General features: G+C 71.8%; 20 protein-coding genes and 1 pseudogene. 11 read left to right on the top strand and 10 right to left on the bottom strand.

The window, feature by feature from the left end:
• Positions 1–67 precede the first annotated feature (67 nt).
• The 3 genes from ACWGSR_RS16050 to ACWGSR_RS16040 all read left to right on the top strand — a co-directional run bounded on the left by ACWGSR_RS16050 (position 68) and on the right by ACWGSR_RS16040 (position 2,455).
• The gene (locus tag ACWGSR_RS16050) at positions 68–595 is read left to right on the top strand and encodes an HD domain-containing protein (protein WP_453566956.1); all 528 of its coding nucleotides are present in this window, start codon (positions 68–70) and stop codon (positions 593–595) included.
• 109 nt (positions 596–704) lie between these two features.
• On the top strand, positions 705–1,367 hold the full coding sequence (locus tag ACWGSR_RS16045) for an RNA polymerase sigma factor (RefSeq protein WP_376238066.1): 663 nt from the start codon (positions 705–707) through the stop codon (positions 1,365–1,367).
• Positions 1,364–2,455, top strand: coding sequence for a CU044_5270 family protein (locus ACWGSR_RS16040; RefSeq protein ID WP_453566954.1), 1,092 nt, complete (start codon positions 1,364–1,366; stop codon positions 2,453–2,455). Before ACWGSR_RS16045 ends, ACWGSR_RS16040 begins: the two co-directional genes overlap by 4 nt.
• 122 nt (positions 2,456–2,577) lie before the next feature.
• On the opposite strand, the gene ACWGSR_RS16035 is transcribed toward ACWGSR_RS16040, so the two are convergent.
• Positions 2,578–3,516 (bottom strand): glycerophosphodiester phosphodiesterase, encoded by a 939-nt coding sequence (locus ACWGSR_RS16035; RefSeq protein WP_376238071.1) that lies wholly within the window; start codon positions 3,514–3,516, stop codon positions 2,578–2,580.
• A gap of 165 nt (positions 3,517–3,681) precedes the next feature.
• Here ACWGSR_RS16035 and ACWGSR_RS16030 point away from each other — a divergent pair, with 165 nt between their 5' ends.
• Together ACWGSR_RS16030 and ACWGSR_RS16025 are read left to right on the top strand one after the other, a co-directional pair.
• Positions 3,682–4,461, top strand: a complete 780-nt coding sequence (locus tag ACWGSR_RS16030) for an IclR family transcriptional regulator (RefSeq protein WP_453566952.1) — start codon at positions 3,682–3,684, stop codon at positions 4,459–4,461.
• A 170-nt stretch (positions 4,462–4,631) separates the two neighbouring features.
• The gene (locus ACWGSR_RS16025) at positions 4,632–5,102 is read left to right on the top strand and encodes a hypothetical protein (RefSeq protein ID WP_376238077.1); all 471 of its coding nucleotides are present in this window, start codon (positions 4,632–4,634) and stop codon (positions 5,100–5,102) included.
• 65 nt (positions 5,103–5,167) lie between these two features.
• Here the strand turns inward: ACWGSR_RS16025 and ACWGSR_RS16020 are convergent, their stop codons facing one another.
• The 4 genes from ACWGSR_RS16020 to ACWGSR_RS16005 all read right to left on the bottom strand — a co-directional run bounded on the left by ACWGSR_RS16020 (position 5,168) and on the right by ACWGSR_RS16005 (position 10,017).
• A complete protein-coding gene (locus ACWGSR_RS16020; protein ID WP_376238079.1) occupies positions 5,168–6,613 on the bottom strand; it encodes a GH1 family beta-glucosidase in 1,446 nt (481 codons plus the stop codon).
• A gap of 58 nt (positions 6,614–6,671) precedes the next feature.
• On the bottom strand, positions 6,672–7,583 hold the full coding sequence (locus ACWGSR_RS16015; RefSeq protein ID WP_453566949.1) for an ABC transporter permease subunit: 912 nt from the start codon (positions 7,581–7,583) through the stop codon (positions 6,672–6,674).
• A gap of 3 nt (positions 7,584–7,586) precedes the next feature.
• Positions 7,587–8,591 (bottom strand): carbohydrate ABC transporter permease, encoded by a 1,005-nt coding sequence (locus ACWGSR_RS16010; protein ID WP_453566947.1) that lies wholly within the window; start codon positions 8,589–8,591, stop codon positions 7,587–7,589.
• Between the two features lie 91 nt (positions 8,592–8,682).
• Entirely contained in the window at positions 8,683–10,017 is a 1,335-nt protein-coding gene (locus ACWGSR_RS16005; protein ID WP_453566945.1) for an ABC transporter substrate-binding protein, read from the bottom strand.
• A 371-nt stretch (positions 10,018–10,388) separates the two neighbouring features.
• Here ACWGSR_RS16005 and ACWGSR_RS16000 point away from each other — a divergent pair, with 371 nt between their 5' ends.
• A complete protein-coding gene (locus ACWGSR_RS16000; RefSeq protein ID WP_376238089.1) occupies positions 10,389–11,411 on the top strand; it encodes a LacI family DNA-binding transcriptional regulator in 1,023 nt (340 codons plus the stop codon).
• A 172-nt stretch (positions 11,412–11,583) separates the two neighbouring features.
• Here ACWGSR_RS16000 and ACWGSR_RS15995 read toward each other — a convergent pair whose 3' ends face one another.
• Together ACWGSR_RS15995 and ACWGSR_RS15990 are read right to left on the bottom strand one after the other, a co-directional pair.
• Complete coding sequence (locus tag ACWGSR_RS15995) at positions 11,584–13,329, bottom strand: glycoside hydrolase family 6 protein (protein WP_453566943.1); 1,746 nt, start codon at positions 13,327–13,329, stop codon at positions 11,584–11,586.
• A gap of 97 nt (positions 13,330–13,426) precedes the next feature.
• Positions 13,427–13,711, bottom strand: a pseudogene (locus tag ACWGSR_RS15990) (glycoside hydrolase family 5 protein); the annotation flags it as partial.
• An 827-nt stretch (positions 13,712–14,538) separates the two neighbouring features.
• Between ACWGSR_RS15990 and ACWGSR_RS15985 the strand changes: the two are divergent.
• The 3 genes from ACWGSR_RS15985 (at position 14,539) to ACWGSR_RS15975 (ending at position 16,244) form a co-directional block, all read left to right on the top strand.
• Entirely contained in the window at positions 14,539–15,072 is a 534-nt protein-coding gene (locus ACWGSR_RS15985) for a SigE family RNA polymerase sigma factor (RefSeq protein ID WP_453567054.1), read from the top strand.
• Entirely contained in the window at positions 15,072–15,749 is a 678-nt protein-coding gene (locus ACWGSR_RS15980) for a hypothetical protein (RefSeq protein ID WP_453566941.1), read from the top strand. The genes ACWGSR_RS15985 and ACWGSR_RS15980 overlap by 1 nt, the downstream gene beginning before the upstream one ends.
• Before the next feature lie 72 nt (positions 15,750–15,821).
• Positions 15,822–16,244 (top strand): YjbQ family protein, encoded by a 423-nt coding sequence (locus tag ACWGSR_RS15975; protein WP_453566939.1) that lies wholly within the window; start codon positions 15,822–15,824, stop codon positions 16,242–16,244.
• A 468-nt stretch (positions 16,245–16,712) separates the two neighbouring features.
• On the opposite strand, the gene ACWGSR_RS15970 is transcribed toward ACWGSR_RS15975, so the two are convergent.
• Positions 16,713–17,117: a helix-turn-helix transcriptional regulator gene (locus tag ACWGSR_RS15970; RefSeq protein WP_453566937.1), complete on the bottom strand. Its 405-nt coding sequence runs from the start codon at positions 17,115–17,117 to the stop codon at positions 16,713–16,715.
• Between the two features lie 227 nt (positions 17,118–17,344).
• On the opposite strand from ACWGSR_RS15970, the gene ACWGSR_RS15965 reads away from it, so the two are divergent.
• A complete protein-coding gene (locus ACWGSR_RS15965) occupies positions 17,345–19,930 on the top strand; it encodes a GmrSD restriction endonuclease domain-containing protein (RefSeq protein WP_453566935.1) in 2,586 nt (861 codons plus the stop codon).
• A gap of 57 nt (positions 19,931–19,987) precedes the next feature.
• On the opposite strand, the gene ACWGSR_RS15960 is transcribed toward ACWGSR_RS15965, so the two are convergent.
• Both ACWGSR_RS15960 and ACWGSR_RS15955 read right to left on the bottom strand, forming a co-directional pair.
• Positions 19,988–20,260 carry a 3'-5' exonuclease gene (locus ACWGSR_RS15960; RefSeq protein ID WP_453566933.1) on the bottom strand — a complete coding sequence of 91 codons (273 nt, stop codon included), beginning with the start codon at positions 20,258–20,260 and terminating at the stop codon, positions 19,988–19,990.
• A gap of 10 nt (positions 20,261–20,270) precedes the next feature.
• The gene (locus ACWGSR_RS15955) at positions 20,271–21,602 is read right to left on the bottom strand and encodes a UvrD-helicase domain-containing protein (RefSeq protein WP_453566931.1); all 1,332 of its coding nucleotides are present in this window, start codon (positions 21,600–21,602) and stop codon (positions 20,271–20,273) included.
• A gap of 576 nt (positions 21,603–22,178) precedes the next feature.
• Here ACWGSR_RS15955 and ACWGSR_RS15950 point away from each other — a divergent pair.
• Positions 22,179–23,492, top strand: coding sequence for a hypothetical protein (locus ACWGSR_RS15950; protein ID WP_453566929.1), 1,314 nt, complete (start codon positions 22,179–22,181; stop codon positions 23,490–23,492).
• Positions 23,493–23,794 lie beyond the last annotated feature (302 nt).

Here is a 23,794-nt window from a genome sequence, read left to right as displayed (position 1 = left end):
ACAAACATGTGTCAGGAGCCCGGGGCCCGTCGCGGTGCCGTCCGCCGCGCCCCGCCATGATGGGGGCATGAAGACTCTCGCCGAGGTGGACGCACTGGCCGACCGCGCGCACGCCGGACAGGTCGACAAGACCGGCGTCCCGTACGTCGAACACGTCCGCGCGGTCGCGGCCGGCCTGGAACCCCTCGGCACGCACCTGGCCATGGCCGGTCTGCTGCACGACGTCGTCGAGGACACCGGGTGGACGGCGGAGCGGCTCCGCGCCGCCGGGGTCCCGGACCGGGTCGTCGCCCTCGTCGAGGCCGTCACCAACCGGCCGGACCTCACCTACGAGGAGAAGGTCCGGCAGATCGCGGCCGACCCCGACGCCACCCTCGTGAAGATCGCCGACAACGCGCACAACAGCCGCGCCGACCGGTCCGCCGCGCTCCCGCCCGACCAGCGGGAACGGCTCGCCGCCAAGTACCGCGCGGCCCGCGCCGTCCTCTGGCCCGCCGCCGACCCCGACCGGATCGCGACGATCCTGCGCGTGGTCAACCCGGACCTCCTGGCCGAACTCGACGGCCCCTCCCCGGGCGCCGGCACGCCCTCCTGATCCGGCGCGACCGCCCGCACGCGGCCCGGCCCGGCCCGGTGCGCTCCGGCCCGGACCGGTGTGACCCGGATCACGGGAACCCGCTCCGGGCGCCGGACAGACCCCAGACGTGAACAACGACACGCGCGCACGCATCCGGGACGGGGACCCGTCGGCCTTCGCCGAACTCTTCGACTCCCACGCCCGGAGCGTCTACAACCACGCCTTCCGGCTGACCGGCGACTGGTCGGTCGCCGAGGACGTCATGGCGGCGACCTTCCTGGAGGCGTGGCGGCTCCGGACCAAGGTCGACCCCGACGGCGGATCGCTCCGCCCCTGGCTGCTCGGCGTCGCCACCAACGTGGCCCGCAACCACTGCCGGGGCAACCGCCGCTACCGGGCGGCCGCCGCCGCGTACGCCGCGGCCGTGCCCGAGCCCTCCGTGCCCGACCACGCCTCCGAGGTCGCCGGGCGGCTCGACGACCGCCGCCGCATCGCCGCCACCCTGCGGGCGCTCGGCACGCTCCGCCGCACCGAGCGCGAAGTCCTTGTCCTCTGCCTCTGGGAGGGCCTCGCCTACACCGAGGTGGCCCGGGCCCTCCGCATCCCCGTCGGCACCGTCCGCTCCCGGCTCTCGCGCGCCCGCGCCAAGCTCCGCGACGGCGCCGAGGCGGAACTCGCCCGGGAGCGAAAAGAATTCGACCCGCGAGAACGGGAACCCGCCGCCCGCCCCCGACAGACAACAGGTGATCGCGTGAACGCGGTCCGGCCCGCGCAGGAAGGAATCCGATGAACCCCGAACCGACCGACCCCCGTACGGCGAACCGGCACGAGACCGGAGACCTCTCGGCGATCCTCCCGGCGATCGAGGAGCGAGACCTTCCTCCGGGCCGCCACCAGTTCCACAAGGAGCACCTGATGAACCGGATCCACGACGACCGCCGCGCCGCCGCCCCGCGCGCGCCCCGCAACCCCTTCCTGCGGAAGGCCGTCCTCCTGCCGGCCGCGACCGCGCTCGCCGGGGCGCTCGCCGTCGGCGTCCTCGTCCTCACGCCGGGCGGTACCCCGGACGTCGACGACCGCGCCACCGGACCCGCCCTCACCACCACCATCGGCGCCGTCGACACCCACGGCGCGCCCCGCCTCCTCGACCGCATCTCGCTCGCCGCCGCCGGCACCGACGTCCCGCGCTCCCGCGCCGGCCAGTACGTCTACATCGAGACGCGGAGCGCCTCCACCCACGTGAGGACCGTCGACGGAGTGAGCAGCCTCGTCGGCGTCCCCCTGCACACCCGGCAGTCCTGGCGGTCCCCCGACGGCAGCAAGGGCTGGCTGATCGAGCCCGGCAACACCGGCCCCGAGGGCATCACCCTGGAGGGCACCGACGAGAAGGGCGACGCACCGGAGCCGCACCTCGGCGCGCCCTCGCACGACTACCTGGCCGCCCTGCCCACCGACCCCGACGCGCTGCTCCGGAAGATCTACGAGGAGACCGAGGGCAAGGGCAGCGGCAAGGACCAGCAGGCCTTCACCACCATCGGCGACCTGCTCACCGAGAGCTGGCCGACCCCCGAACTCGCGGCGGCGCTCTACCGGGCCGCCGGGAAGATCCCCGGCGTGGTCACGGTCGACGGCGCCGCCGACGCCGCCGGCCGCAAGGGGGTCGCGGTCGCGCGGCTCGACGAGGCCAGCGGGCAGCGCACCGAGTGGATCTTCGACGACAGGACCCTGGCCTTCCTCGGCGAGCGCACGGTCCAGGTGGTCGGCAGCGACGGCGAGAACGGCCTGATCAAGCCCGGAACCGTCGTCTTCACCCACGCGATCATGGTCCGGGCCTTCGTCGACGACATCAAGGTCACGCCCTCCGGCACCGCCTCCTAGGCGGCGCAAGGGGTGCGGACGACCGGGGCGGCCCCGCCCTTCCGGTCCGGGGCCGCCCCTTCCGGTCCGGGGCTGCCCCTTCCGGCCCGGGGCCGCCCCTTCGGTCCGGGGCCGGACACCCTCTAGCCCGCGCTCCGCCCCGCCGTCCAACCCACCAGTTCCGTGGGCCGGTTGGTGATGATGCCGTCCACACCGAGGGCGTCCATCGTCTTCCAGCGGGCGGGGGCGTCGACCGTCCAGACGTTGACCGCCACGCCCGCGGCGTGCAGCTCGCCGACCACGTCCGGCCGGTCGGTCAGGGCGGTGTGCGAGACGTTGTACGCGGTGAGGCCCAGCTCCTGCGCGAGCGCGACCGGATCGGCGTCCAGGGCGGAGCGCAGGAGGCCGAGCGGGAGTTCGGGCGCCAGCTCGCGTACGTACCGCAGGGAGGGGACGTCGAAGCTCTGGACGAAGACCCGGCGCATTATGGCCTGCTCCCCGACCTCCCGCACGATCCGGGCCACCTCGTCGCGGCTGTGCCGGCCCTTGATCTCCAGGAGCAGGTTGCCGCCGCGCTCCCGCAGGTCCGCGAGCTGGGCGGCCAGGGTCGGGACGCGGGCGCCCGCGTAGACCGGGGCGAACCAGGAGCCCGCGTCCAGGGCGTCCAGCCGGGCGGAGGTCAGGGAGCGGATCGGGCCCGTCCCGTCGGTGGTCCGGTCGACGGTCGGGTCGTGCAGGACGTACGGCACGCCGTCGCTGCTCGGCTGGACGTCGTTCTCGATCCACTTCGCCCCGCCCCGCCGGGCGACCTCGTCGGCGACCAGCGTGTTCTCGGGCGCGGCGGAGGAGGCCCCCCGGTGGGCGAACACGGTCAACGGCGCCCCGGCGGGGCGGATCCAGGGATTCCCCCGGGCCTCGGCGTCCTGCTCGGAGGGACGGGGCGCGGACGGCGGCGCCGGAGGGGACGGCGGGGACGGAGCGGTCGCGAACACGGTCGCGAACACCGCCGCGGCGACGGCCCCGGCCGTGAAGCCGACGGTCCGGCGACGGGAGCGGAAAACGGGCGGAAGTGCATCTTTCATGAGGGCACACCCTAGAGGTGACGTATCGGAACATCGGCGTGTTCGCGCCACGACGCGCGGTCCGAGCCCCTTCGCCGGAACGTCCGGTCTGCGGCATGGTGGGAGACGTGCCCGGAGCCGTGCCGTCGGGGGACCACGGCCGGGCGTACGAAGTGAGGGGGACTCATGGACACGCACACGCACACGGACACGGGTACGGGTACGGAGCCGGGGGCGGACCGCGCCGGGGCGGCCGGGGCGGCCGAGGCGCGGGACGGAGGCGAGCGGGGCCCGCGCGGCCGGGGCGGCCGGGGCGTGCTCGAAGGGGCGTTCGCCCTGCTCGACGCCCTCCGCCGGAACGGCGACGAGGCCGGGGTGACCGAACTGGCCCTCGCCTGCGGGGTGCCCAAGGGCAGCGTCCACCGGCTGCTCGACCAACTCGTCGGCGTCGGCGCCGTCGAGCGGACCGGGAACCGCTACCGGGTCGGCCCCCAGCTCTACCGCCTCGGCCAGGCCTGGGAACCCCACCCCGGCCTCCGCCCCGCCGCCCGGCTGCCGCTCCAGCGCCTGCGGGCCGCCACCGGCGCGAGCGTCGTCCTCGTCGTGATGCGCGAGGAGACGGCGCTCACGGTCGGCTCGGTGCCGGGGGACCTGGAACCCCTCCTGCCCGTACGGGACGGACTCGCGTTCCGGCTCGACACGGCCGCCGGAAAGGCCCTGCGGGGACCCCTGAGGGGCGGCGCCGTCCTCGACCGGGAGGACGTGATGGAAGGGGTGTGCTGCGCCTCGCTGCCGGTCCGTGCCCCGGACGGGCGCACGGTCGCCGCCCTCGCCGCCATGGTCCCGGCGGGCCGCCGGCTCGACGCGCTCGCCCACGCCGTCGCCGGGGCCGGTGCCGCGATCACCCGCGCGCTCGCCGGCGGCGGCCGGCGAAGACCGCTCCCGCCGACCGTCCTCGTACCCTGACGGAGCTTTCCGGCAGCCCTGTTCCGTCCAGTGGAACGCGCGTAGAACCGGGCCGGGGGAGCGGGGCACAGTAGGTGTCGTGCCGGGGGGAAACGGCACACCGGGACCGCCGGGGAAGGCGGGCCGGAATCCACGTCACACCCGTGACCCGATGTGTGGGGGGACACCACATGCGCAAGAACCGAGCCGCCCGACTGGCCGCCGCAGCCCTGCTCGGACTCGGAGGCCTCGGCGCCTTCGCCGGCACCGCGCACGCCGAGCCGATCGACTACGTGAAGATCGAGCTCGTCGAGCTGCACTGCCAGAAGAACAGCGAGGGCGACCACGACGAGGCCTACCTCAAGATCACCGACGCCAACGGCAACGCCGTCAAGGTCTGGCCCGGCGGCAGCCTCAAGTACCAGACCATGGGCACCGGTTACGTCCGCTCCATGGCCGACGGCAACGGCAACGCGGCCCTCATCCTGGGCAAGCAGCAGGCCCGCACCCTGACCCTGTGGGACCAGGACTCCTTCGGCGGCGACGACAAGCTCGGCGCCACCCTGGTCACCGGCACCGAGGTCGGCGCCGAGACCCAGTGGCGCACCGTCGAGGGCTCCGGCGGCGTCTACGTCATCGGCTACCGGGTGATCGACATCTGACAGGCGCTCAGGACACCCCGAGGGCCGTGCCGGTGATCCGGCACGGCCCTCCGCGCGTCTCCGCCTCAGCCCGCGTCCGGGGCCGTCAGCTCGCCCGACCGCGCCACCCGCGCGTACCAGCGGGCGCTCGACTTCGGCGTCCGTTCCAGGGTGTCGTAGTCGACCCGGACCGCCCCGAACCGCTTCGCGTAGCCGTACGCCCACTCGAAGTTGTCGAGCAGCGACCAGAGGAAGTAGCCGCGCACGTCCACGCCGTCCGCGAGCGCCCGGTGCACCGCCTCCAGGTGCGCGTGCACATAGGCGGCCCGCTCCGGGTCGTGCACCGAACCGTCCGGGCCGACCACGTCCTCGTACGCCGCCCCGTTCTCGCTGATCACCAGCGGAAGACCGGGGTACGCGGCGGACACCCGCCTCAGCAGGTCGTACAGCGCGCCCGCGTCGACCGGCCAGCCCATCGCCGTCCGCTCGCCCGGCGCCCGGTGGAAGGCGACCCGGTCCGCCCCCGGCCACGGGGAGTGCGGACTGTCGCCGTGCCCGTCGTCCTGCGGCTTCTCCGCGCCCTCCGAGACCTCCGACACCAGGGTCGGCGCGTAGTAGTTGACCGCGAGCAGGTCCAGCGGCTGCCTCGCCGTCGCCGCGTCCCCGTCCCGCACGAAGGACCAGTCGGTGAGGTGCGCGGTGTCGGCGAGCAGGTCCTCGGGATAGGCGCCCTCCAGCATCGGACCCAGCCAGATCCGGTTGCCGACGGCGTCGATGCGGCGGACCGCGTCCAGGTCCCCGGCGGAACCGGTCAGCGGCCGCACCTCGTGCAGGTTGAGGGAGACGGAGAGCTGCCGCCGGTCCGCCGGCAGCGCGGCCCGCAGCGCCTGGACCGCGAGCCCGTGCCCCAGGTTCAGGTGGTGGGCCGCGCGCAGGGCGGCCACCGGGTCGGTGCGGCCCGGCGCGTGCACCCCGGAGCCGTACCCCAGGAAGGCGCTGCACCAGGGCTCGTTGAGCGTGGTCCACCGGGAGACCCGGTCGCCGACGGCGTCCGCGACGATCCCCGCGTACTCGGCGAACCGCTCGGCGGTCGACCGCTCCGGCCAGCCCCCCGCGTCCTCGAGCTCCTGCGGCAGGTCCCAGTGGTAGAGCGTCAGGGCCGGCTCGATCCCGGCGGCCAGCAGCTCGTCCACGAGCGCCCGGTAGAAGTCCAGGCCCTTCTGGACGGCGGGACCGCGCCCGGTGGGCTGCACCCGGGACCAGGAGACGGAGAACCGATAGGCGTTCAGGCCCAGTTCGGACATGAGGGCGACGTCCTCGCGGAACCGGTGGTAGTGGTCCACGGCCACGTCGCCGGTGTGGCCCTCGAAGACCTTGCCGGGGGTGTGCGAGAAGGTGTCCCAGATGGACGGGGTACGGCCGTCCTCCGCCGCCGCTCCCTCGATCTGGTACGCGGCGGTGGCCGCGCCCCAGAGGAAGCCGGGCGGGAACGAGCGGGTGGCGGTGAGCGGCCGGGTTTCGGACGCGGTCATAGGAGGGCGCTCCCAACGCTGGTGCGGGATCGGTACGTTGTGGTGGGGGAGGGGCCGGTCAGCTCTTGACGGCGCCGGCCGTGATGCCGCCCACGATGTGCTTGCCGAGGAAGGCGAAGACGAGCAGCAGCGGCACGGTGGAGATCAGGGCCCCGGTCAGCACGATGGCGTGGTCCACGCTGTGGTTGCCCGCGCCGAGCCCGGCGAGCGCCACCTGGAGGGTGGGGTTGCCGTCCGGGGTGAGCGCGATGAACGGCCAGAAGAAGTCGTTCCACGACTGGACGAAGACCAGCATGCCGAGCACCGCCATCGCGGGCCGGGCCACCGGGAAGACCACGTGCCAGATCACCCGGAGGCTGTGCGCGCCGTCCATCCGGGCCGCCTCCACCAGCTCCACGGGCAGCGCCTCGACGAGGAACTGGCGCATGAAGAACACGCCGAAGGCGGCGACGAGCGAGGGCAGGACGACCGACTGGAGCTGGTCGACCCAGCCCAGGTCCGTGACGATCCGGTAGAGCGGGATGACGCTGAGCTGCGGCGGGATCGTCATGGTGGCGACCACCAGCGAGAGCAGCATCGTGCGGCCCCGGAAGGGCAGTTTGGCGAAGGCGAAGCCGGCGAGCGTGGAGAAGAGGACGGTGGACACGGCCACCAGGCTCGCCACGATCGTCGTGTTGACCAGGGCCTCGCCCATGTCGACCTGGTTCCAGGCGAAGGTGAGGTTGTCGAAGAGGCGGGGGCCGGGCAGCAGCGGCGCCGGGGCCTCCACGACCCGCTCGCCGGTGTGCGAGGCGGCGACCACGTTCCAGTACAGCGGGAAGAGCGAGACCACCGCGGCGAGGGCGAGCAGGACGTACGTGAGCGGTCCGGCGTGGTGCTGCCGGCCGGCCGACCGGCGGAAGCGCCGGCCGGGCGCGGGACGTTGGGCCGCCGGGCCCGTCGGCCGGTGCGTGTCGAGGGTGCGCGCCATGGGTCAGCCTCCCAGCTTCTTGCGGTTGTGGCGGGAGACGAGCGCCTGGACGCCGCCGACGATCAGCAGGAGCAGCAGCATCACCCAGGCGATGGCCGAGGCCTGCCCGAGGGCGCCGGTGACCCACCCCTTCTCGTACATCAGCAGGCTCAGCGTCTGGAACTGGTTGCCGCTGCCGCCGCTGATGCCGACGCTGCCGCCGTAGAGCATCGGCTCGCCGAAGAGCTGGGTCGCGCCGATGGTGGAGACCACGATGGTGAAGAGGATGGTGGGCCGGATGGAGGGGATGGTGACGCTGAGGAACTGGCGCCAGCGCGAGGCCCCGTCCAGGGAGGCCGCCTCGTACAGGTCCTGCGGCACGGCCTGCATGGCGGCCAGGTAGATCAGCGCGTTGTAGCCGGTCCAGCGCCAGGTCACGATCGTCGAGATGGCGATCTGCGCGGGCCACTTGGACGCCTCCCAGTCGACCGGGCCGACGCCGGTCCACTCCAGGAGGCTGTTGATCATGCCGTAGTCGGTGTTGAACAGCTGGGCGAAGACCAGGGTCGCCGCCGCGATCGAGGTGGCGTACGGGGCGAGGATCGCGACCCGGAAGAAGCCGCGGCCCCGCAGCCTGTAGTTCAGCAGGTGCGCCAGGCCCAGCGCCATGAGCAGCTGCGGGACGGTCGAGATGACCCCGATGGTGAAGGTGTTGACGAGCGCGTTCCAGAAGAACTCGCTGGTCGCGAGGTCGGTGTAGTTCTCCAGGCCCTTCCACTCGGCTCCGCCGCCGAGCTCCACCCGGTGGAGGGAGAGCCAGCCGGTGTAGATCAGCGGGAAGAGGCCGAAGGCGGCGAAGGTGAGGAAGAAGGGGGCGACGAAGAGGTACGGGACCGCCTTCAGGTCCCAGCGGTAGAGGGTGCTGCGCCAGCCGCCGGGGGCGGGGCGGCGGCCGCGCGGGCCGGGGGAGGAGGGCGGGGCGGCGGGCGGCGGGGAGCCGTCGGACCGCGCCCGGACGGAGGTGGCCACGGGGGCGTCCTTCCAGGTCGATGCGTGCGCCGGTGCGGACGGTGCCGGTCCGCCGCCCGGCAGGCGGCGGCGGACCGGCACGCGGCCCCCGCTACTGGTCGATCTTGTCGTCGACCAGCTTCTTGACGTTCTCCCAGGCCTTGGCCGGGTCGGTGCCGCGCTGCTCGATGTCGAGGATGCCGTTGTCGGTGAGGAAGGTCTTCACCTGGCCGTCCCAGCGGCTGATGCTCGCGGGCGTGATCCTGGCCGCGGCGCCGGAGAAGATCTTGCCGACCGGGGTGTCGCCGAAGTACGGCAGTTTCGCGTCCTGGACGGCGGGCGAGGTGAGCGTGTCCTTGGACGAGGGGATGTTGCCGTTGACCGCGAACACCTTGGCGTGCTGCTCCGGGGCGGTCAGCCAGGCGGCCAGCTCGGCCGCCTCCTCGGCGTGCTTCCCGGACTTCGGCACGGCGAGGAAGGCGCCGCCCCAGTTGCCGGCCACCGGCGGCGCGGCGATGTCCCACTTGCCCTGGTTGGCGGGCCCGGCCTGGTCCTTGATGATGCCGGTCATCCAGCTCGGGCAGGCGACGGTGGCGAACTTCGAGTTCTTGAAGGCCGCGTTCCAGGTGCCCTTCTCGTCGAACTGGCGCAGCTTGGCCGTGAGTCCGTCCCGCGCCGCCGCGACGGCGGTGTCCCAGGCCTTCTTCACGCCGGGGCTGTTCTCCCAGTCGAGCTTGCCGCTCGCGTCGGCGTACTGCACCGGGTCGCTGGAGACGACCGCGTTGAAGAGGCCGCTCGCCGAGTCGTGGAAGGCGGTCCCGGCGGGCGCGCTCTTCTGATAGGTCTTGCCGACCTCCAGGAACTCGGACCAGTCGCCGGCCCACAGCTTCCCGACGGCGTCGCGGTCGGTGGGCAGCTTGGCCTTGGCGAAGAGGTCCTTGTTGTAGCAGACGGCCATGGGGCCGATGTCGGTCCCGAGACCGATCACCCTGCCGTCGGCGGTGGTCGCCTGCTTCACCTTCCAGTCGAGGAAGGCGTCGAGCTTCGCGCCGCCCTCCTTGCCCAGGTCGACCCACTTGTCCGCCATGGTGGACCCGGTCGCCTCGGCGATGTAACCGACCTCGATCGCCTGGACGTCCGCGAGTCCGCTGTTGCGGGAGAGGCGCAGCTTCAGCGTGTCCCAGTACTTCTGCCCGTCGGCGACGTTCGACTCCTCGATCTTGATGCCGGGGTGGGTCTTCTCGTACTCGGCGTAGAGCTTGGCGCCGGTCTTGTCGTCGTAGCCGAAGGAACCGAAGGTCCCGACCCGCAGCGTGATCGTGCCGCCGCTCTCGGCGCCGTCGTCGCCGTCGCCGCCGCAGCCGGTGAGCAGGCTCGTGCCGGTCATGACGACGGCGACCGCCGCGACCGCCGTGCGGCGCCCGCGTCTGCTGCTGGAAGTGCGCATTCCACTCTCCTCGTCCAAGGTGGTGCTCGTTGTGCGCCGGGGGGATCCGGTCGGCTGAACGCGGCTCGGCGGCGGCCGGTCCGGACCCGTGGCGGGCTTAGCGCCTCCTGTATGGGAGCGCTCCCACGTCGTTGCCGGAAGGTTGCTGCCTGCCGGGTGCGAGTGTCAAGACGTGAACGCGGATTCGTTACCGGAAGGTTTTCCGGGGGTTTCGCGCCCTTCCGGCGCTCCGGTCGCCCCGCCTCCCGAACGATCTCCCGGGCGCACCTCATGGCGCGGAGGGGTTCGGGTGATCTAATGTGGGAGCGCTCCCATCCTCTGTGGGGGCCGCTTGAACAGCACTTCCGCCTACGAGGGGAGCCGGTGGGGTCGTGAACGGACGGCAGAGCGGCAGACCCACCCTGGAACAGGTCGCGGCCAGGGCCGGGGTCGGCCGGGGCACGGTCTCCCGGGTCATCAACGGCTCCCCCCGGGTCAGCGAACGGGCCAGGACGGCCGTCGCCAGAGCGGTCACGGAACTCGGCTACGTGCCCAACCAGGCCGCCCGCGCCCTGGCCGGCAGCCGCACCGACGCGATCGCGCTCGTCATCCCCGAGGCCGAGGCCCGGCTCTTCGCGGAGCCCTACTTCCTCGACCTCATCCGCGGCGTCAGTGCCGAACTCGCCGAACACGACAAGCAGTTGCTGCTCACCCTGGTCCGCAGCGAGCAGGAGCGGCAGCGCTTCGAGCAGTACCTCGCGGCCCAGCGCGTCGACGGGGTGCTGCTCGCCTCCGTCCACGGCGACGACCCCCTGCCCGACCGGATCGGGGAGCTGGGCCTGCCGGTCGTCATGAACGGGCGCCGCACGGAGGCCGAACCCGTGCCGTACGTGGACTCCGACAACATCGGGGCGGGGCGGGCGGCCGTCGCCCATCTGGTGGGACGCGGCCGGAGCCGGATCGCGACCGTCACCGGGCCGCCCGACATGTACGTGGCGCGCGCCCGGCTCGGCGGCTACCGGGCCGGCCTCGCGGAGGCCGGTCTCGCGCCCGACGAGGAGCTGGTCGCGGCGGGCGACTTCACCGAGGAGGGCGGCCGGCGGGCCACGCGGCTGCTGCTCGACCGCCGGCCGGACCTGGACGCGGTCTTCGCCGCCTCCGACGTGATGGCGGCCGGCGCGCGCGGGGCCCTGCGGGAGGCGGGCCGCCGGGTGCCGGAGGACGTGGCCCTCGTCGGGGTCGACGACTCGCCGGTGGCACGGCTCATGGACCCGCCGCTGACCAGCGTGCGGCAGCCGACCGAGGAGATGGGCCGCACGATGGCGCGGATGCTGGTCCGGGGCATCGCGGAGGAGCGGACGGAGCCCTGCCGGCACGTACTGCCGACGGAGCTGGTGGTGCGCGAGTCGTCCTGAGGGGGGCGGGACCCGCGGCCCGGTGGATTCCGGACCGCGGGGTTCCTCCCGTACGGGACGCTACGACACGGGCGTTGCGGCGTGGACGTTACGGCGCGGGCGCTACGACACGGGAGTTACGGTGCGGGCGCTACGACACGGGAGTTACGGTGCGGGCGTTGCGGCGCGGGCGTTACAGCGCCGGGTGGGCGTTCTTCAGGAGCTCCTGGAACTGGGCCGAGAACCAGCGGCCCGAGACCGGGGCGTCCGGCAGCGCGCCCGACATGCTGTTCCCGTTGCGGGCGTTGCCCGTGTACGTCGGGTCGCACATCCGGTCGAAGCCCTTGCCCTCGTCGTTCGGGATCTCCTTGCTGGCGCCGTCGGACTCGCCCGGGGGCTTCATCCAGACGTACGCGTCGATGCCCGCGGCGGGCGCCGTCCGGGGCCGCTCGCCGAGGCCCGCGCCGGCCTGGTTGCACCAGTTGCCGAGGTGGATGCGCCGGTCGTAGCGCCCGCCGTTGACGTACGTGTCGACGTTCGTGGTCGCGCCCGGGGCGGTGGGCCGGGCGGCGCCGCCCCAGCCGTTGCGGGAGGTGTCGATCAGCATGCCGAGGCCGGGGTCGAAGCCGATCGACACCAGCTTGGCGCGCAGGCCCTGGGCGTACGACAGCTCGTCGGTGTACCGGTTCCAGTCGACCCACTTCGACTGGCGCACGGAGACGCCGTTCACGTTGTCCTCGATCTTGAAGTGGTCCTCCTTCAGGGCGCTGTAGTTGGCGGTGTTGACGATGAAGCCGTGCACGTTCGCGAGCGTGGAGCCCTCGGCGGTGGCGGCCTGCTTGAAGAGTTCGGCGGAGGGGCCGAGGTTGTCGTCCCAGCCGAGCCAGCCGTGGTGCCCGGCGTCCACGTAGTTGTAGACGTTGCCGAGCGAGCCCAGCTTCTTCAGGGCGTGGCCGACGCCGGTGATGTAGTTGCCGTTGGCCTTCATGACGTCGCAGCTGGGCGTGCCGGTCGGGCGCCCGCTGACGTTGGTGACCAGATTGGGCAGCGAGTCGACCTCGATCGTGGTGACGATCCGCAGGCCCGCGTACTTCTGATCGGCGAGGATCGCGGCGATCGGGTCGATGTACTGGGTCTTGTAGCGGCCGATCTCCGTCGGGCCCAGCTCGCCGTTGGAGGCGAGGGCCGCGCAGTCGCGGCCGGGCAGGTTGTAGACGACCAGCTGGACGACGAGCTCGCCGGAGCCCTTCTGCTTCAGGGCCTCGTCGAGGTGGGCGCGCAGGCCCATGGAGGTCGCGGAGCCGTTGATGGCGGCGATCCGGTCCAGCCAGACGCCGGTGGGCTGGTTCGACACCTTGGTGCCGCCCGGCTCGGCGGCGGCCCTCGCGGACCACTCGGGGTTCACGTACACCTTGGCGCCGGCATAGGGGTTGTCGGCCTTGGAACCGGGCGGCGGGGTGGTGGGCGGCGGGGTCGTCGGGGGAGTGGTGGGCGGATCCGTGGGCGGGACGGTCGTGTTGCAGGTGACCCCGTTGAGCTTGAAGGTCGCCGGCACCGCGTTCGTACCGCTGTACGAACCGTTGAAGCCGAAGGAGGCCGAACCCCCGGTGGCCAGCGCCCCGTTGTAGGAGAGGCTCCTGGCGGTGACGGCGGTGCCGGACTGGGTGATCGTGGCGTTCCAGCCCTGGGTGACCTGCTGGTTCCCGGCGTAGGACCACTCGACGGTCCAGGAGGCCACCGGGTCGCCGGTGTTGGTGACGGTCACGTCGGCGCCGAAGCCGGTGTTCCACTGGTTGGTGATCCGGTAGTCGACCTTGCAGCCGGGAGCGGCGGCGCCGGCGGTGGCGGCGCCGAGGACGGTGGCGGTGGCGCCGGTGGCCGTGATGAGGCCGAGCGCCGCCAGGAGGGCGGTGCGGCTGGTGCGACGGGTGCGGCTCATGCGGGTGGGGATTCCTCTCGACTGGGAAGGGACGATCGCCGGGAGGGGCGATCGGGTGAAGGGGCGATCGCCGGGGAGGGACGATCGGGAGGGAAGGTCAGGTGGTGAGGGCGCGCAGGCGGTCGCGCAGCCCGGTGCCGAACGCGGCGGGGGTGCCGTCGTACGCACTGATCAGGGCGGACCCGGAACCGCAGTCCCCGGTGTTCCGGATCCAGCCCGGGTACGACAGGCCGCGGTCGTCGGACTTGAGGGTGTTCGCGGCCGAGGTCCGGAACGCCGGGGTGTGCCGCGCGCCGGGCATCGGCTTCCGGCAGGAGGCGTGCACGTCGGAGCAGCCGGCCGAGTTGCCCGTGTACTGGCCGTGGGTCCGGTGCGGTTCGACGGCCTGGCCGGCCGGGAAGGAGAAGCCGAGGCTCCCCCCGGTCAGTGGGGCGCCGTGGTGGGTGACGGTGACGGCGCCCTGGTGACCGCCGGCCCACTGGCCGACGATCGTGTACTCCACCGTGCAGGCGGGTGCGGCCGCGGCTCCGGAGGCCGTACCCATGGGGGCGGGAGCGGTGCGCGCCGTCGTGAGCGCCGCTCCTGCGGGCAGCGCGGACGGACGCAAGAGGCGTAAGCCGTACGGGACATGCGCGGGACGCACGGGACGCACGGAACGTACGGGACGTGCGGGATGCGCAAGGTGTCGCATGAGCGAGTCCTCACAGCGAGGGCACACCACGACGATGTGCCGACCGGACGGAATCGCTCCCACTGGGTCCGGCAGACCGTAGCGCCAACGGCGGCCGAGGAGAAGGGGAGCGGAGCGAATTCCCCGCCGGCCGCCTTCGACCCTTCGCACGGCTTGACGCCGTTGCCTCCCGGCTGCACAGTGGGAGCGCTCCCACTGGTTCAGGACCCGCTCCCGAGCACACCCCGCACTCCCCACCGGCCCTTACCTCCCCCCGCACCCTCCCTCCCCGCCCGCACCGTTCCCTCCCTCTCCGAGCCGCGAGGAGAACCGCCCATGCCGCGCCACCGCCCCGGCCCATGCCGCGCTCTCGCCCCGGACCATGGACACGGGCACGCCCCGACCCGCCTGGACAGCCCGTCGCACCGCCGCCTAGGGTCGGGACCCGAAGCGTCGGGCGGCCGCCCGTGACACCGGGAACCGTCCAGGAGCACGCACGTGGTCACCCCCCTCCACGCCCACCGGGAACGCCCGTGGGCGTGAAGGACGTCGAGGGCGACGACGCCGCGGCCGAGTTCCGGTCCTTCTTCGAGCGCCACTACGCCGAACTCGCCCGGCTCGCCCACCTGCTCACCGGGGAGACCGACGCCGCCGACGACCTGGCGGCCGACGCCATGCTCGCCCTGTGGCACCGCTGGGACCGGGTCCGCGCCGCGGACCACCCCGCCGCCTACGCCCGGGGCGTCGTCGCCAACCTCGTCCGCACCCGGATCCGGAGCGCCGTCCGCGAGCGGCGCAGGATCACCGCCTTCTGGGACCGGCGCCCCGAGCACACCGACGGCCCGGACGTGCCGGCCGTCCTCGACGTACGGACCGCGCTGCGCGCCCTGCCGTTCCGCAAGCGCGCCTGCGTCGTCCTCCGGCACGCCTTCGACCTCTCCGAGCGCGACACCGCCCTGGCGCTCGGCGTCTCGGTCGGCACGGTCAAGAGCCAGACGGCCAAGGGCATGGCGGAACTCCAGCGGCTGCTCGGCGACCGGGCCGCGGCCGAACTCACCGCGGGAAGGCGCTGATGGACGAGACACGGCTCCGCCACGAGCTGCGCGAGGCGGCCCTCGCCCACCGGCCCGACCGCGCCCGCATCCTGGCCCGGGTGGAGCGCGGCCTCGCCGCGCCCGCCCCGGCCGCCCGGCCGCCGCGCTCCCCGGCCCGGTGGACCGGCCGCCGCTGGGCGGCGGTCGCGGCGGTGACCGCGACGGTCGCGGGGGCGGTGGGCCTCGCGGGGGTCATGACCACGGCGTCGACCGACCGCCCGGCGGCTCCCGCCACCACCACCGCTCTGCCCGCCCCCGGCCCGACGGCGCGGGCGACCGGCACGATCAACCCCGGCAGCAACCGCTGGTGGGCGCAGAGCGACCTCGGCGTGACGACCGAGTCGCCGGTCACGGGCCTCGTCGTCGAACTGCGGATCGCCCGTACCGCCGGCGTCATGAGCACCGGCCACTGGCGCACCCGCCCGGCCGGGGACTTCACGGTGACGGTGACCGAGGAGCCCGCCTCCCTGGTCTACCGGTGGACCCTCAAGGAGGGCCGCACGCTGCCGCCGGGCCCGCACGTCTTCGCGGCCCAGTACCACCACCCCGAAGGGGTACGGGACGCCTCGTCCGACACGTACGGCATCACCCTGACGGCCCCCGACGGCGGCCTGACCACCTTGAAGGGCGGCTTCGGGCCGACACCGCCGAAGTGACGGGGGGCGTCGGGTCCGGGGCCGTCCGCGTGGACAGTTTGAGAGGACCGCGGGGTCGGCCACCATGGAGCCATGAGCCACGGATTCGAAACCCGCACCCTGGACGTCACCACCGGATCGTCGGAGAGGGTCCACGACCTGACCGGGGAGTGCGCGTCCTTCCTGGCGGAGGTGGCGCAGGGCCGGGACGGACTCCTCAACGTCTTCGCGCCCCATGCGACCACGGGCATCGCCCTGATCGAAACGGGCGCGGGCAGCGACGACGACCTCCTGTCGGCCCTCCACCGCCTCCTCCCCGCCGACGAACGCTGGCAACACCGCCACGGAAGCCGGGGCCACGGCCGCGACCACGTCCTCCCGGCCATCGTCCCGCCCCACGCGACCCTCCCCGTGATCGGCGGCGAACTGGCCCTCGGGACGTGGCAGTCGGTGTGCTTGGTGGATACGAATCGCGACAATGCGGACCGTCAGGTGCGGTTGTCGTTCCTCGGGTAGGAGCACATACGCCGTCACTGTAGGAGCGACTTTCGGCCACACCAAACGAGACGCCGCCCAGATCGATGATGGCCTCGCGGGAGGTTGAGTGTTCCTAGGACCGACCGTTCCTGGAGGGCGATCTGTACCTGGCGTGACTACCGCAACCTGCTCATCGCCGCCCACACGCTGGCTGGGACGCCGATCGGTCAAGACCACGATCAACATCTACGAGCATCTATTGCCGAGCGCCTGGGGTCGCTGTCGTACGGTCCTGCAGAACGCGGTGCGGCTGGCACCCCTCATTGAGGCGGGCCCGACTGAGGCGCTGACTGGATCCGGCGTTAGCACCCAGGCGACGGATCAAGGGGCGGCCGGTGAGGCGACGGGGCTGCGTGGTGCTGGGATAGAACTCCCGTGCTGGGATGGGCGCCCCAGGAATCACTCTCCGCAGACGGGAGCTCTGCACCAACCATTCCGCTTCAACGTTTAGGGTCGCGGCAGCGTGGATGCGGTGATGTGGCAAATGTGCAGCTCAGATTGGGTCGGCCCCGTGGTGTGCCGATGGGTGTCGAGCAACCCTGCCGCGGCCGGAGGACCGTCGGCCGGCCTCCCGGGTTCCCCGCAGAGCCGCAGGCCGACCTGCGCGACGAGAAAACCCATCGCATCTCGATCTGCCAGGGCCTCGTACTCCGGCCAGAGCCGCTTCAAAGGCTCGACGGCCGTCTTGATCTTGCCTTCCCTGTGCAGCCACGCCTCGATCTCGGCGAGCGAAAACAGAGGGCTCGCATCGGTGCCATCGATCGGTGCGGGGAAGGTCTCGTGGCGTCGCCGCCAGTTGCTGATGGCGGCACGTCCCACGCCCGCGATCCGCGCGACCTCTGCGAGGGGCACGGAGACTGTGGGGGTCTGCGGGCTCGGGCATCGAACTCTCCGGAGGTGGTACAGACCTGCGGTGCGGCGGCTTACGGTACCGGGTATGCAGCGCACACGGGCATGTGTCTCTTGGCTCAGTTTATGAATGCACCGTTCAGAGCTGAGATCGTCCGGTTACTCCCGTGCGCACCTCTGATTGTGGAAAATGGGCAGCCGGTCGAAGACACCCACGGGGAGAAGCGCGCGTGCACGCTCAAGAGACCACGTTCAAAGAGCTCGTCCAGGGCGAGAAGCAGTACCAGGTGCCGCTCTACCAGCGCACCTACAGCTGGCAGCGTGAGCAGCTGCAGCAACTCTGGGACGACGTGCAGGAGCTGGTCGAGGAGCAGTTGGAAGGGCGGGCCCCCGCAGCGCACTTCCTAGGCTCCGTCGTGCTGGCACCGGGCCGGATCACCGCCGGCGGCATGCAGCGCTGGCTCGTCGTCGACGGCCAGCAGCGGCTCACCACCCTCATGCTCGCCTTCACCGCGCTGCGCGACCGCCACCGGGAACGCGGCGGTGCGGAACGGCAGGCCGATCGCATCCATGACCTAATGCTCGTCAACAAGTACCGCAACGGTGACGACCACTACCGGCTCCTGCCGACGCAGGCGGACCGGGATGCCTTCACCGCATGTGTCGAGAGCTCACCCAAGGCGGGCGGTCCCGGCAACGTGGGCGCCGCTTACCGGTTCTTCCTCGCCGCGCTGACCGAGGGTGAGGAGAGCGGTGGTGAGGCGTGGACGGACGCGGTGGAGACCGTACTGAGCGGTCTGCTGTCGATCGTCGAGATCACCGCGGCCGAGGGCGACAACGTCTACCGGATCTTCGAGTCGATCAACAACACCGGTGTCGGACTCAGCCAGAGCGACCTGCTGCGCAATTACCTCTTCATGTGTCTGCCGACCCGCGGGGAGTCGGTCTACCGCAACCGCTGGCTGCCCATGCAGGAACTGCTCGGCCCAGCCAACCTCGAACTCCTGGTCTGGCTCGACCTGGTCGTGGCCAGCAACAGCCGGGCCAAACAGAGCGAGATCTACCGCGACCAGAAGAAGCGCCTGGAACCCCTGAGCGCGGACGAAGCGGCACTCGAAGCCGAGATCGAGTCCCTCTCCCGGCGGGCCGAACGCCTGATGCGGATCCTGGAGCCCGAACGGGAGCCTGATCCGGAATTGCGCGAGGTGCTGGAAAGACTGTCCCGCTGGGGCGGCCAGACCCACTACCCGCTGGCGCTTCAGCTGCTTGACCGCGTGGACGGCGGACAGGCCACACCCCATCAGGCCGCCCGGGCACTGGCGTACGCCGAGAGCTACATGGTGCGACGGCTCTTCGCGGGCTACTCCACCACGGGTAGCAACCGGGTCTTCATGGAGATGCCCAGGGAACTGGAGAAGGACGAGGACCCGGCGGAGGCCGTACGCCGCATCCTGTCGAAGAACAAGACGGGCGCGCGCGTCTGGCCCGACGACGACGCCGTCCGCGAAGCGATCCGCACCCGGCCCTTCTACAAGGCGGGCCGCAGCAACCAGCGGCTCCAGGTACTGCGCAGGCTGGAGGAGAGCTACGGGGGGAGCGAGCCGGTCGACTACGCCAAAGCGCGTCTCGCCGTCGAGCACGTACTGCCGCAGAACCCCGCCCAGCAGTGGTTCGACCTGCTCGCCGAAGAGGCCGAGGACGGACAGGGCCCGGACGAGCTCCATGCCCTGCTCGTCCACACACTGGGCAACCTGACCCTCTCTGGGGACAACGCCAAGCTCTCGAACCATCCGTTCCGCCGCAAGCAGGAGATCCTGGACTCCAGCGCCTTGCGCATGAACCAGGAGATCGCGGGGCGGGAGCGGTGGGGGAGGGCGGAGATCCTCGACCGCGCCGCCGGCCTGGCCGACCGGGCGGTGCGGCTGTGGCCCGGCCCCGTCGCCGGGACGGTCCCCGGGGACGACGAGTGGTCCGGCTGGAAGGAGCTGCGGGCCGCGCTCCTTGCCATGTCGGCGGGTACGTGGACGACGTACGGCGATGTCGCGGCGCTCATCGGCACCCATGCCGTCCCGGTAGGCCAGCACCTGGCGTCCAAGACCGGCCTGCACGGCGCTTACCGGGTGCTGACGGCGGACGGCCGCGTCTCGGCGGGCTTCCGGTGGCCCGACGGTCAGGAGTCCGGGGATGCGCGAACCCGCCTGGAGGCGGAGGGCGTTCCCTTCGACGGCGCGGGCCGGGCCCGCCGCTCTCACCGGCTGACGACGGCCGACCTGGCGGCCCTGCTGGGCAAGGAAACCGCCGAGGAGGCCATGCCGTCCCCACAGACCGAAGACGAGCAGCAGTCGGCGGCCGACCGCTTCGAAGCGCAACTGCGCGACAACCAGACCAAGGAAACCGCCGAAGGCGTTCTGGGCGCGCTCCGCTTCTGGGAACAACAGGGTGGCCACCTCGCCTACGGCCGGGCGAGCGAGACCAGCTGCTTCCCCATGGCGCGGTTCGACGGCACGCTCGACACCCGAGCGCTGTGGCCACTGGGGATCTACCCGGTCTCCGGGACGGTCGAAGTCGTCTTCCAGTATCTGAAGCGGCGTCCCCCATTCGACGACGAGCCGCTGCGGCGCGAGTTGATGACCCGGCTGAACGGCATCGACGGCATCGACCTGGCAGAGGCCAAGCTCGATCTGCGTCCGTCCTTCTCCGTGGAGGTCTTCGCCGTGCACAGCGAGGAGATCTGCGCCGTGCTGGAGTGGTTCGCGCACACGGCCGCCCTCGGGGAGGTCCGCCGCATGCTGGACGAGGACCCCGGCACTCTCTGACGCCTCGCATCCATCGCGCGCGTGGGGCTCAGGTGACTCCCCGGGGCCTCATGCAGGTCAGACTCGCTCGGCGCTATGGGCGCGGGCTGATGACCGGGCCAGGAGCGGACTCGGCTCGCCGTGCCAGGACACCCGAAGTGCCTCCCACGCCCGCGTGCACGCCACGAACAGCAGGCTCAACTCGCTGTTCAGGTCCTCTTGGTGCTGCTGCGCGTCGACCTCCACCGGAGTGACCGCGGCCTTCATCGGCATCGTGCCGTCGTTCACCCCGGCCACCACCAGACAGCGGAACTCCAGCCCCTTCATCCGGTGCATGGTCCCGATTCGCACCCCTGATCCGCTACGACCGGCGCCCAGCACACATGCCGTGATCCCGGCCCGTTCCAGGGCCCTCACGATGTCCCGGCCGAACCGGACGAACCGCACCGGCTATACCGATGTGTTCCGCCTCCACCTCCGAGGCGATCCACTTCTCCACCCGGGACACCAGTGCCGCGGTCTCCTCGGTCTTGGCCGCGTGCGCGGACGTCTCGGGCCGTTCGCCGTGCATCGTGGAGCGGTAACCGGCCAGGGATTCCTTCGCCCCGTCCATGTCGTCCGGCTCCTCACCCGTCAGTAGCGAGGCGGACCAGGCGAGGATCTGGTGCGTGGTGCGGTAGTTGACCCGCAGCCGGTGCGAACGCCCGACCACCTGGATGCCGAGCGAGCGCAGCGAGACCCGGTTGCCGTAGATGCGCTGATAGGTGTCCCCGGCGAGGAACAGGTCGTCGGGGCCGGGTGACACCAGGGACCGGAGAAAGCGCCACTGCGCCGGATGCAGGTCCTGCGCCTCGTCGACCACCACATGCCGGAACGGCCGCTCCTCGCGCCCGTCCATGACCCGAGCCGCCTCCGCACACACCTGGAGGAACGTCCACTCGCCTGCCTGCCGCAGCTGCTCCTCGAACGCGGCTATCGCCCGCCACACCTGGAGCCGCTTCAGCGGCCCCAGCGCGCTGCCCCGGCCGGTCCGCGGCGCCTTCAGGTACTTCTCCGGCGTGGTGAGGGCCTGGGTGAGGACGACATGCCGCCACTCCTGGTCCAGGAACACATCGGTGAAGTCGGCCTCCACTCGGCGGGCGATCCGCGCCCAGCGGGCCGTGATCTCCTTCTGGTCGAAGACCAGCTTCAGCGGGGCGCCGCCACGCTCTGCGCGTACCGTCTCGTTGGCCAGCGCGTCGACGTTCACCACCCGGATCTTCGCGCGCATCGCCGGGTCCGTGACCAGCAGTGCCAGGCAGCGCTCCAGCTCCGCGGCGAGGTCCTTGGTGCACGTGTTGAGCAGCACATACCCGTCGGGCGCGTCGGCGGGCAGCCGCCGCGCTAGGTGGTACGCCCGGTGCAGGGCGACCACCGTCTTGCCGGTGCCCGGCCCGCCCGTGACACGCGCCGGTCCGGCGTAGCTGTGCTGGCACGCGACCCGGCACTGGCTAGGGTGCAGGAAGATCCGCCAGGCGCCGAAGGGCCGCTTCAGGATCTCCTGCAACTCCTCGGTCCCGGACACCAGCACGACCCGGCCGCGCGAACGGGCCATGGCGGCGGCATGTTCGTCTCCCTCAGATGCGTCGGGCGACCGCGGTGCGGCCCGGGCGTACGCCTGGACGATCTCCCGGTCGATCTCGGCCGGTTCCATCCCGGTGGCGATCCCCAGGAGAGCACGTCGTACTGCTGCTCGGGCAGCATCTTGTGCAAGGCCTCCAGGTGCGTCTCGTCCGGGACGAGACGGATGATCGGCAGGATCTCCTCGTCCACTCCCAGGTTGCGCAGCACTTTGTCCGGGTACTCCGAGGCCGGGAAGAGCGGAGAGGGCTCCTCGGCCGCCCGCGCCCGGAGCCCGGCAGCGGCCCGCTCCAGGCCGACGTCGTTGCGCATCTCGATGCCCTGCGTTGCCTCGTTCACCGACGCGCGGTGCTTGGCGGCCCGTCTACGACGCTGCTGTCACCGGCGACACCCACTGGCTCGTGATGCAGCTCGTTGTGCTGGGCCTGCAGGACAGCAGGTTGCCGCGGCACCTGCAAGGGCTGGACGGGTGAGTGCGGACGCGGTGACGGTGTGGCTGGGACTGCGAGGGTGCGATGAAGCCGTCCAGGCTGTGACCTGGCCCGAGGAGTGGCGAGTGATGGCCGGGCGCCGTGATCCGCGAGGACGAGAATCGACCACCCCAACCGTATGCCAGCCGTAGGCTGTTGTGGGAACGCAAGGGGAGACGATGATTGACTACCGCAAGGCAACAGCCGTTCCGGTGTGGACGCTCGCGACCGGTGACGTCCGGGTGCCCGCAGTGGTCGGGGATAGGCCGATGACGGCTGAGCGCCTGGGTGAGTTGCGCGGCGTGCTGGCCGTCCTGGCCGACGAGCCGATCGCCACTCTCGAGGTACATCCGCTGCCCGACGAGCTCGACCGCAGCCGAGGCCTCCCGCTCGACGCTGTGAGTCCCTTGGCACAGCACCTGTCGCAGCTCGTCACGCAGACAGCACGGAACTCCTCCGCCGCGGCCACGGCGACCGCCGCAGGCGAGAACCTGTATCGCATCGTGATTCCGGCGAAGGTCGCAGCCCAGGTCGGTCAGGGCATGGTCCGCCAGATGGCATCGAAGGCGGTGGTCGGTGGCGTCCGTAGTCCACTCGTGGATCCCATGGGCCGCATCGTCGCCCACGCGACGTACGTGCCGGTCGGTAAGGCGGCGGCAGCGGGCGCAGCCGGTGGAGCCGGTGCGACGGCCGGAGTCACGGCCGTCGGCGGTGCGGCGCTCACCGTGGCCGCGCCGCTCGTGCTCATGGCCGTGGCGGTGGGGGTGAGTGCGCATGCCGACCAGCAGCGTCAGCAGGCCATCGAACACATCACGGAACTGCTGGAGCGACTGCACGAGGAGAAGCTCGAAGACGAGCACAGTGCCCTCGACGGCTGCCGAGGTGCCATCGAAAAGGCCACCGCGATTCTGCTCGACCAGGGCAAGCTCGGTGTCTCGCTGGGGTTGGACTCGGCGGTGTATGCCATCGACACGGCGCTGGGCAAGGCCGGCCGCCGCCTCACCCGGTGGCAGAACACACTTGATGCGCTGCCTGATGGCGAGGCCGTCGAGATCGGCACACTGACCAAGTCGTTCCCCGGCATCGACGACCAGGGTGGCGAATTCCGTGCCCACCTCGAACTCGCTTCGTTGGCCGTTGCGTTGAAGCGGCGGGTCGTCGTCCTGCAAGCGGTCGAGCATGCGCAGAACAACCCTGGCAACCTGTTCGAGAGCTTCACGCGTGAACTCAAGCGGGACCAGCAGCGCCTCGACGAATTGGAGTTGGGCATCGCCGAGGTTCTGCTACGCCTGTCGGCGCTTGAGTTGGCTCGCCCGAACGGATTGCGGCCCGTATTCACGCCCGGTGAAGTCGATCGCCTGATGCGTGCGGCACACCGGATCAACCGGCTGGGCGAAAACGTGACGGTCAACAGCCGCGCCACGGACGTGACGATCGAGATTGCCCGCAACAGGGACGGCTCGGTGGTTGTCTTTCCTGCCCTGCCCGCGTAGACGCGCCCGACTCACCTGGTGAGGCGAGTGGTGCGGGTTGCAGATGACGCGTGCCGATGCCGATGGGCGTGACGAGGTGATCACTGTCGACGCGACAGCGCGGCGAAGCGATACGGCCAGCCGGTCGGTGTCGGTCTCATTCGAAAGCTGCGGGGGAGCGGCGGCGTCTGGTGTTCTACGCGTCCGGTGGTCATGCGGTCGGCGCCCGGAAGTTCGCGGGCAAGAGAGGACGGAGGACGCGTGCTGGGAAGGCAGGGAAATATGCCATTCGGGTGAGCGGTCAGGGCGCGTGTGCATAGGGT

This window comes from Streptomyces sp. NPDC055632, assembly GCF_053618675.1.
The sequence above is the reverse complement of the archived record's forward strand: the minus strand, read 5'-3'. Positions and strand labels throughout refer to the sequence as shown.